Genomic DNA, 2507 nt, shown 5'->3' with positions numbered 1-2507 from the left:
CTCCGACGCTACGAAGGAACCCTCACCCGCTTCCTCACCTCCGCCGCCACCGCCCACACCCACGGCCAGGAAATCGACTGGGCGGCGGTGTTCGGTCCCGACGCGCGGCGGGTCGACCTGCCCACCTACCCCTTCGAGCGGCAGCGGTACTGGCTGGACGCCCCGGCCCGGTCCGGGGACGTCACCGCGGCGGGCCTGGGCTCCGCCGGACACCCGTTGCTCGGCGCCGCGGTCGAGCTGGCCGACGGCGCGGGCGTCGTCTTCGCCGCGCTGCTGAGCCCGGACACGCACCCGTGGCTCGCCGACCACGCCTTCGCCGGCACCGTGCTGCTTCCGGGCACGGCGTTCCTCGAGCTCGCCCTCCACGCCGGGCACCAGGTCGGCTGCCCGCAGGTCGCCGATCTCACGCTCGAAGCTCCGCTTCCGCTCGGATCGGCCGTCTCCCTGCAGCTCTTCGTCGGGGAGGCCGACGCAGCGGATCGGCGGCCGATCAGTGTCTATTCCCGTCCCACAGGCGACACCGGCAGCTGGACCCGCCATGCCACCGGCCTGCTCACCGGTGAGACCACCGCGCCGGAACCGCCGTCCGGTGCGTGGCCCCCACCCGGTGCCGTGCCGTTCGACTTGACCGGCGCCTACGAACGCCTCGCCGGGCAGGGTTACGAATACGGCCCGGCGTTCCGGTGCCTGCGTGCGGTCTGGCGGCGCGGCGACGAGGTCTACGCCGACGTCCGCCTCCCGGACGGCGTCGAGCCCCGCGGGTTCGGCCTGCACCCGGCGCTGTTCGACGCCGCGCTTCACCCTCTCGTGCTCGGTGCCCTCGGCGAAACCGAACCGGACCTGCTGCCGTTCTCGTGGAGCGGGGCCTCGCTGCACGCGGTCGGCGCGCCCGCCCTCCGCGTCCGGCTGTCCCGTGCCGCCGACGGCACTGTCGGCATCACGGCCACGGATCCGGCAGGCACTTTGGTGTCCACTGTGGACGCGCTGCTGCTGCGTCCGGTCGCGCGTGAGCGGCTCACCGCGGCGCCGCGCTCGCTGTACCGCGTCGAATGGTCGGCGGTCAGTCCGGAGACCACCACGGACTGGGCGTTGCTCGACGAGTTCGGCGGCGAGCACACCGCCGTCCTCGTCCCGCCCGCCGCCGACGGCGACGTTCCGGTCCGGGCCCACGAGATCACGCGGCAAACCGTGCGGCAGCTGCAGGAGTGGCTCGCCGACGACCGGTTCGCGAAGACCCACCTCGTCGTCGTGACCCGCGAGGCGGTCGGTCTCGGCGGCAAAGCGGACCTCGCGACAGCGCCGCTGTGGGGCCTGGTCCGCAGCGCCCAGGCCGAGCACCCCGGCCGGATCAGCCTCCTCGACGTCGACACGGACGTTCCGGCAGCACTCCCCCTCGGCCATCCGCAACTCGCGCTGCGAGACGGAACCGCCTACGCGCCCAGGCTCGTCCCGGCCGTCCCCGGTGAGCCGACGGTGCTCGACCCGGACGGCACCGTGCTGATCACCGGCGCCGGCACGCTCGGCCGCCTCCTCGCGCGCCACCTCGTCACCGAACACGGCGTCCGGCACGTCGTCCTCGCCAGCCGCCGCGGCACCGGCACCGATCTCGGGCCCGACGCCGGCGTCACCGCCGTGGCCTGTGACGTCAGTGACCGCGAAGCCCTCGTCCGGTTGCTCGGCACCATCCCCGCCGAGCACCCGCTGACCGCCGTCGTCCACACCGCCGGCGTGCTCGAGGACGCGACCGTCGACAACCTCACCGCCGAGCAGCTCGACGCCGTCCTCCGGCCCAAGGTCGACGCCGCCTGGCAGCTGAGCGAGCTCACCGGCGTTCCGCTCATCCTCTTCTCCTCCGCCGCGGGTGTCCTCGGCACCCCCGGCCAGGCGGGCTACGCGGCCGCCAACACCTTCCTCGACGCGCTGGCGCACAACGAACCCCGCATTCGCTCCCTCGCCTGGGGCCTGTGGAACCCGGCCACCGGCATGACCGCGCACCTCGACACCGCCGACCGGGTCCGGCTCGCCCGAACAGGGCTGGCACCGATGTCCGCCGAGGAAGGCCTCGCGCTCTTCGACGCGGCCCTCCGCACCCCGGATTCGCTGCTCGTTCCCGCCTCGCTCGACACCGCCGCGCTCAGCTCGGCCGACGCCGTCAATCCCCTGTTGCGCGGCCTGGTCCGCACCCCGGTCCGCCGCGCCGTCGCCGCCGGACCAGGGTCCGGCACGGCGCTGACGGACAAGCTCGCCGGGCGGCCGGAACCCGAGCAACGGCAGCTCCTCCTCCGCCTGGTCCGGAGCACGGCCGCCGCGGTGCTCGCGCATCCCGATCCGGACGCGGTCAGCGCCGGGCAGGCGTTCCGCACCCTCGGCTTCGACTCGCTCACCGCGGTGGAACTGCGCAACCGGCTCGCCGCGGCGACTTCGCTGTCGCTGCCCGCGTCGCTGATCTTCGACCACCCGACGCCCACGGCGCTCGCCGAGCACCTGCGGGGGAAGCTCCTCGGCGG

1 protein-coding gene is annotated in these 2507 nt (G+C 74.5%); it reads left to right on the top strand.

Annotated elements, in window-relative coordinates:
* The coding region (locus tag ACFVYA_RS49850) for a type I polyketide synthase (protein ID WP_387055688.1) at positions 1 to 2507 on the top strand (2507 nt) is incomplete at both ends.

The sequence above is a fragment of the Amycolatopsis sp. NPDC058278 genome (genome assembly GCF_042881395.1).
In the GTDB taxonomy this organism is placed as follows: Bacteria; Actinomycetota; Actinomycetes; order Mycobacteriales; family Pseudonocardiaceae; genus Amycolatopsis.
The sequence above is the reverse complement of the archived record's forward strand: the minus strand, read 5'-3'. Positions and strand labels throughout refer to the sequence as shown.